This window comes from Psychromonas sp. (assembly GCF_047632955.1).
In the GTDB taxonomy this organism is placed as follows: domain Bacteria; phylum Pseudomonadota; class Gammaproteobacteria; order Enterobacterales; family Psychromonadaceae; genus Psychromonas.
Map to the genome: position 1 here is coordinate 1 of NZ_JBLIED010000077.1, position 6,514 is coordinate 6,514.

A 6,514-nucleotide genomic window follows, 5' to 3' on the forward strand; every position below is an offset into this window, starting at 1 on the left:
ATCTAAAGAAGAACCGTCAGTGTTGAATTGTTTCAAATAAAAAAAGAACCAAAACGCCAGACATCCACACTGAAGATACTATGATTTGCGTGGGCGGAGAGACAGGGATTCTCCGCTGCATCGCTAGGTAAACCAAATAACCCAGCTCCCTCCCCCTATGGGCACTATTAAGTTAACGGGATCGGATGAATTGGCACAAACCTACTCTGTTGCATAGATCAGGGTGATGTTTTACCCTGACTATAGACATCTAATACTTTGGCTGGTTTCATCACAGATATTGCGCAAAGAGTTAACGTAATAACAGCGACGTTGATGACCAAATCATATTGCTCACCTGTCAATATAAGTGCTCCCACCATAGGCCCGGTTGCCAGCCCCACTTTAGATGCAAAACCTCCTAAAGCGGCTAATTGCCCAGCTTTGTCTAGTTCCGAACAAATACCAAACATATAAGGCAATGCAAACGCCCAGGTCACCCCAATGATTATATTGGCAATTAAATAGACTTGAGCACTATCACTGTAATGTAACAACCAACTACACAGCGCGGTGATTAGGATTGATGTCACTAAAGGGATAGTGCGACCGTATTTAGTACCAATAATAATGACCAAAAACGGACCTATTAATGCAAACCAACTTGCCGATGCTAGCGCAGGGCTCATAAAATCTATACTTAGACCTTGTGCTTTTCCTAGTCCTATTATGTAAGCAAACAATCCCATATTAGCAGCCTGAAACAGAAAAATGGCGACAAGATTTAAAATAAGTAGTGTTCTATTCAGTGGAGTCTCAGACTGATGAGTAGATTGATTTTGCTCAATTTTATAGTGTGGAATAAATGGCATCATCAACAAGGTGACTAAGGTAAAAGCCATTAAAGATACAAACAAAGCAGCAGTCCCATAACTAGGAACTAGTTCAGGTAAAAACATCAAACCTAAACCGCCTAACCCCCATTGAATAAATAACAGATAACCAAAGGTTTTATCAGCTTCAGTGGTGCGTGAAATGATGCCAAATCCTATACCCACTAACAATCCACCGGTTAAACCATGGATAAACCGGACAACAACCATTAACGTCGGCTCTTGTATAAATATACAGATGCCGTCTATCGCAACCAAACTGATTAATAAGACATATGACCATACACGCCAATTAATCCGTTTAATTAGAAAAACCGCCGTTAACGCACCAATGGCTGCACCATATAAGTTGGCAGAGCTTACAAAACCAGCTTGTTGATTGGTAAAAGCCAAACCCTCTTTTAAACCACTCACAACAGCCGGCATAATATTAATGTAAAAAATGCCAGCAGTGGTTAAAAACGCCAGCATTATTCGCGCTAACATGCCATTTTGCCGAACCCTAGCTTTTCTTATAGCAGTGACTGACTGTGATGCTGCGTTTTTATCGGTATCAGGGGTAATCTGCGTCATTATTATTCAAGCCTTTATAGGGTAATTTAATTGAAAAATGCTTATCACCGACAAAGCGATGTAATTTCATTTAACTCTTTAATGGTCTCTCGCCAGTTATGTTGGTTAGTATCACTAAAATAGTAATACTGCATATTGTGCTTTGCTAAAACGATGGCTATGCCACCATAACCCGACATGTAAGGTAACCAAGTGTCTTTTTCACAGCCAAGATAGTCGCTTATATTCTGCTTCCAAAAACTATTCGTATAACGAATAAACTTATACTGCGTTTTTAACTCATCACCTGACAGACTGCGCTGTAATGTTTTCTGCCATCGTTGGCTATTCAAATATGCATCTTGATGATTGCTCTGATTCATTAAAAAATGAGCTAATTTGGCAATATCATCTCGAATGAAGAACATGCCATAACCGGTAAACGCTTGTTGTTCTGCATCCGCAGTTTTTTGGACAGTAAAAGCAACGGGACTTAATTGTAATAATGGCCACAGTTTCTCCACAAAAACATGCTCAAAAACACTGGTTGTTGCCTGCGGTTTTAATATTTTTAGTTGGGTGTTTAAAAAATAATTTAATGCACTTCCAAGTAAATAAGTATCCGAGGTGTGATACACAAATGTATTGCCTGCTGGTCTTTGGTGTGCAAACTGCCCGCAGCTGTAGTTTAATTTTTCATGGTGTGATTTTGCTTTGAAAAAAATTTGGCTATGAGGTGCGGCTTCATCAATACCATGTCCAATGGACTGATAATTACCTGTACTCATATTCAGTAGATGACCAAAAGTCACGCCCTGCCACTGTTGGCCTTTGCATTCTTTTATCCAATCGCTGATCTTTTGCTGAAAAATAGTAGGGTAAATTTGCTCTAAATAAAGCATCGCGATCCCCGCAAAAATTGATTTTGCGGTTGAATATGATGGCAAGACCAACTGCGAACAAAATGGATAAAAGCCAAATCGAGTCTCACAATCAGACACATAATGCTGGTCATTAAGTATTACCCCGACACTAGATAAATCTAGAGCGGATATCGAATTTGATAAACTAATGTTATCTAAATTAATGTCCGGGTATTGTTGTTTAAGATGACTAAGTGGTTGTGTAGGGAACCTATTTTTTTGTTCAATACGATACTCATCAACGATTTTATTCGCGCCAGCTATATTCTTCTCAGTGAAAGTAACCTGACCTTTCCCCCACATATTTACTTTATAATAGAGGCACGTTTCACTGCTAATTTGATAATAAAAATTGGTCGTTTTACCTTGTTCATTCACTAAAAAACTTAATGCGCCATTATGCACACAATTTTGATTTTTCTCCACCAAAGTAAAAGGCATAGATATACGGGAATAACCGCTGTCATCTGGCTCCTGCCAAATACCACCAACACCCACTATATAATCCCAGTTAGCGTGTTCGCTCAGTTGCAAGGTCTGGTTCGTTGGAATGATGTTTTGACCTGATTGCACAAAGTCTATCGAGATATCAGGTAAAAAAACGCGCGCTTGCGTAAAAGCAGCAGGTCTTGTTCTGCGTTCAAAATGATAAGCATCGCTTTCTTCAACTAACGTCAAGTGCGAAAGTCCTGCTATTGGTGAAAAATTAAAGCGGCCCTTTAAACGCAACTTGGAAGGGTTAGGCTTTGCAGGTGCTGTCATTGCACTTAATGATATCGGTTGGTTTATGTCGACATTGGATTCAATACTAAGTTGGACATAGGTTAAATATTCTCGCTCAAAGGAAGTGGCATTACCAGAGTGAGCATAAAAGCCCAACATAACCATGCATAACAAGATTAATTGGATTAATCGCAAACAATCCCAGCCTTCTCTAATTGAGCTTTTAATGGCGCTAGTTGCTGCCTATAGTGTTGCCATTTTTTTAACGAACCTTGATGGATCTCTTGTCTTACTTGACTGGCACTTGCAGTATTGACCATACCTTGTTGCGAAGTAACATCGATATAACGGTCATGCCATTCCAAACCACAAAACTGATATAACTTTTTCCCTGTTTCTTTAGGATCACCGACAAGCTCTTCGTAACTAAGTTGATGAATGTCTAAATCAGCCAGCTGCGCCCAATGCTGCATTAGCTTCTGATAGGAAATAAAGTAAGCTGCGAGTTCTTGTTGTTGATATGAAAATGGATAGGCTTGTTGAAATAACGTTTTATAAACGGCATAACAAGTGTCCATTGGGTTGCGTATTACGTGCACAATTTTAGCTTGCGGCAAAGCGGCTTTAATTAGCCCGACATACAAGTAATTAAAAGGTAATTTATCGATAAAGTAAGTGGTTTTATCGCCAACAACCGCCTCGCCAAAATGAGCGGTTACTGAAGACAAATAATCTTGACCCAGTTGCCTAAAATCTACTTGGCTAGCGGCCGATATAAATGACTTTTTCGAATGGTCTCTTGGTGAACGATATTGATTAACTTGAGCCGTTAATTGCTGTTCAAAATCACTTAGCTCTCCAGCAGAGAATACGTTGTCATTGGCGCTGAGTAAACGATCAGTTAAGGTTGAGCCGGTACGAGGCATACCTAAAACAAAAATGGGGGTAATAGTTGAACTGGCTTTAATGGCACTTAAACCATGACCTTTGTGATTACGCCACCATAATGGACTAAAAATTTGGCGAATATCAGACATAATATTTTTATCGGTTTGCACCTGATAATTGATGTGTTTACGCCTAAGTTTATTACCTTGTTCAAGATAAACAAATGATTGCTGATAATCGGCTAAATCTTCGTAAGATTTAGCCAGAGCAAAATAGACTTGAACACGGTCTTTAATCGCTAAATCTTTCGCCAATAACTCAGATAAGTTATCAATATTATTGTTTTCGAATGTTTGTTTTCTCAAATCAACCTTTAAGACATGGGCATCAATGTCCAACGGCTGCAATGTCACAGCTTTATCTAAATGCTGTTCAGCTAAGGCCAAGTCACCAGCAAAACGAAGTACTGTCGCTAAGCTATAATAATGTTCATGGTTTTCACTGTCTAAGGAAATAGCGTGTTGATAATGGCTAATGGCTTGATCAACAAGGTTGAGCTTTGAAAACAATAAAGCCAGTTGATTATGTTCTGCGGCTTTGAGCAATAACCCATCTAATTCCAGAGCCAGAGTTTTAGCTTTTTTAAAGTCACTATTACTTAAACAAAAGTTAGCCAAAATCATCTTGAGGCTGATATTCGTTGGGGCTAATTTGCAGGCGTTTTTCAACCCCTGCTCTGCAGCCGCTTTGTTATTAATAATCATCGCAACCTGAGCAGTGTAATACCAGCCTTCGCTGTGATTGGGATACTGTTGATTAAGCTGCTGACTCAAACTGATAGCATGTTTTATTTGCTGTTTTTTTAGCGCTTCCCAACCATTGACAAGTAAGGATTTGGCTGAAGTTTGAGCCGTTTTTTTCATAATTCTTTAATCAATGCCGTACTGAAATTCTTTTATAAATAAGCACAATGTCATGCAATAAGTCCACTAAAAAGTGAACCGCCAATATGAAAATTGGCGGTTCATTTAGCTATTAAAACTTAAAGGATACGGATGCACCTATGGTCATAGGTTGTGCAATATAGTCTTTTTGATTATTACCGTAATAATTTTCAAAAACCCCCGTATCTGTAGATAAATAGGTGTCTGGATAACTACCTGTAATACCTTTTTCATTAAACAGGTTTTTCGCATAAATTGACACTGCCCAATCGTCTTTTAAGAACTGAACCGAAGCATTCCAAATTGAAAATCCATCAAACTCATCATAAATCGAGCTATCCTTTGAAATGTGATTAACGGTATCAGACTGATAATAACCCGATAATCGACTGACCATTTCAATACCTTCCATCACTTCTGTATTATGGGTTAGGCTAATTGAAAATACATTTTCGGCCACACCAGGTAATGTCGCTCCAGCGGTGGCTACAATCGCTTCATTTTGAGGTTGAATCAAATCATCGGTTAACTCTGCATCGGTAAAGGAATAACTCACACGCATATTCAGTTGATCAGTCACAGCGATACTAGCTTCTGCTTCTAAACCTTTTGTTTTAGCGCTTTGACCATTTTGAGCCATGAAGAAGCTCCAATAAGTGGTACCGGTATTAAACTGCGGATCATCCCACTTCACCATATAGATATCAGCTGAATAAGAAATTTTACCCGTAAAACCTTTAACGCCAATCTCGTAGTTTTTAACCGTGTCTTTGCCGAATAACTCGGCTTTTTCTGGATTTAACTCGGCAAATGGACCATCGGTTGGAATCGCATTTGACCCTCCGCGTCTAAAGCCTTCTGAATATGTCGCATAAGTCATCATTTCATCTGACACATCATAAGAAAGGTTTAATTTTAGTAAAACATCATCTTCTTCTTGTGTCGGAAAAGGCATAGATGGCACCACTCTGGGTTGTCCATAATAGGCATCAATAGCCGTATTGTTTTTTAGGGTATTGTCAAACCAACGAGCCCCCGTAGTGATAGTGAATGCATCTGAGAGATGGTATGAAAACTCTCCAAATATAGCCATATCTTCAAATTTTTCATCCCGAATGTAGGTGAAATCTTTATCTGTTTCAGCGCCTACCCACCATGACGAACAATTATCAGGATTACCAAGAGCAATACACGCTTCACCATATTCTTCTAAACCGCGTAAATGACTGAGATTATTGGTTTGACGCTCCTGATCCATATAATAGGCGCCAACAATCCAATCAAACTTATCATCACCGTCATTGTTGGATACTAATCTAAACTCTTGCACAAAAGCACTTTCATCGAAACCTGCTTCTACATGTGATGCAGGTCTAGGGTTGCCTGTATACCATGCGTTATACCAATCGCGGATAACCCACAAGCCGGTGTTGTCGCGCCAACCGTTGCCATCGTGGTTATACTGCGATGTATTGGAAGTGAGAGTGGCAAAACCCAGATCAGCAGACACTTCTAAACTAACCAGTGAAACATCACGTTCTGATTGCTCTAATAAGGCAGAGCCATTGTCGTATTCAGCGTAAGGGTTACCTTCGTAATCGGCGCCATTGGT

At 39.4% G+C, this 6,514-nt stretch carries 4 protein-coding genes; all 4 read right to left on the reverse strand.

Annotated elements, in window-relative coordinates; translation table 11 throughout:
- Positions 1 to 218: 218 nt before the first annotated feature.
- Positions 219 to 1,445 (reverse strand): MFS transporter, encoded by a 1,227-nt coding sequence (locus ACJAZP_RS19600; protein WP_415232425.1) that lies wholly within the window; start codon positions 1,443 to 1,445, stop codon positions 219 to 221.
- Positions 1,446 to 1,489: 44 nt separating this feature from the next.
- Positions 1,490 to 3,265: a hypothetical protein gene (locus ACJAZP_RS19605; protein WP_415232426.1), complete on the reverse strand. Its 1,776-nt coding sequence runs from the start codon at positions 3,263 to 3,265 to the stop codon at positions 1,490 to 1,492.
- Positions 3,256 to 4,881 carry a tetratricopeptide repeat-containing sulfotransferase family protein gene (locus ACJAZP_RS19610; RefSeq protein ID WP_415232427.1) on the reverse strand — a complete coding sequence of 542 codons (1,626 nt, stop codon included), beginning with the start codon at positions 4,879 to 4,881 and terminating at the stop codon, positions 3,256 to 3,258. The genes ACJAZP_RS19605 and ACJAZP_RS19610 overlap by 10 nt, the downstream gene beginning before the upstream one ends.
- A gap of 112 nt (positions 4,882 to 4,993) precedes the next feature.
- On the reverse strand, positions 4,994 to 6,514 hold a 1,521-nt coding region (locus tag ACJAZP_RS19615), incomplete at its 5' end, for a TonB-dependent receptor (RefSeq protein WP_415232428.1).

Excerpts from the sequence above, each read along its gene's own strand:
- ACJAZP_RS19600 (WP_415232425.1), bottom strand. The coding sequence starts at position 1,445 with ATGACGCAGATTACCCCTGATACCGATAAAAACGCAGCATCACAGTCA.
- ACJAZP_RS19610 (WP_415232427.1), bottom strand. The coding sequence starts at position 4,881 with ATGAAAAAAACGGCTCAAACTTCAGCCAAATCCTTACTTGTCAATGGT.